Consider the following 1,093-nt stretch of genomic DNA (forward strand, 5'->3'; position numbering starts at 1 on the left):
GTCAGCTTTTCATAGTATCTCTATTCTCGGGAGAGCCCTCAAGCCCAAACCGCTTGACCGCTCTCCCGAGAATAGAGGTGGGTGTTATTAAGCTGACAAGGAATAAGTCCAGCCCTTAGGGCTGAGCGACCACATCTAACTTATTAGCCGTTGCATAAACCATGCTGATGAAGTTTTTGGTTGTTCTATAACCTCGTGCTTTACGTTTTGATGCTTGAATGAGACTGTTAATGCCTTCAAGAAGGCCATTTGTGATTTTTGTTTGGAACCATCGAAGGATACCCTCTTGATGTCTCTTAAGGGAACGAGCGACCTCTTTTATTGGTTCAAGCTGTGAACGAATAGCCCAGTTGTACCATTCGTTGAAATATATATCGGCTAAGATTGCCGGATACGTCCAAAAGTCTTGAAGGGCAAGTTTAATCTTNGTATCGTGTCTTTTTTAAGTCATCGACTTCTTTTTGTTCTGCACGACGAACGGTATCTACCGCCTCATTGACCATTTTCATGACATGAAATTTGTCATAAGTTATTTTGGCATTCGGAAATGTGCTTTCAATCCCATTGATAAAGGCGGGGGACATGTCACAGCAACACTCTTCAATTTGTGAAGCAGGTATCCCTTTATCTTCAAGGTGTTGTTTAAACTGAGATAAAACACTGGAGTCTTTGCCTTCAGTTGCAAATAAGACCTTTTTCGTATCAACATCAACAAATAATGTAATATAATCATGCCCTCTACGGACAGACGTTTCGTCAATGGCAATTCGTCTAACTGTACTCAGATCTAATTCCTGCATCGCACGATGCACATAATAGTGAAATATACGCCATAATCGAGTATCGTGTTCCCGAACTTCTCTGGCAACAGCAGCTACGGGCATTTCTTTCATCAGCGATAAGACATAAGATTCAAATTTCCAAGTGAAATGATTGTTTGGTCTTGACCACTCCACTTGGACAGTACGTGTTTTTCCGCATTGTTTACACTTCGTCCTCGGAAGACGAGCGTGTAAGTATGTCTTATATTCCCAAAAATCGAGGTGTCTCCAAGTTCTATTTTCATCTACGATATCATGGACAGGCTGATGGT

General features: G+C 41.6%; 1 pseudogene. It reads right to left on the reverse strand.

What is annotated here, in order from left to right:
* Window positions 1-115: 115 nt before the first annotated feature.
* Window positions 116-1,093: pseudogene (locus IEW48_RS16715) on the reverse strand (ISL3 family transposase); the annotation flags it as partial.

The organism is Caldalkalibacillus thermarum, assembly GCF_014644735.1.
Lineage (GTDB): Bacteria > Bacillota > Bacilli > Caldalkalibacillales > Caldalkalibacillaceae > Caldalkalibacillus > Caldalkalibacillus thermarum.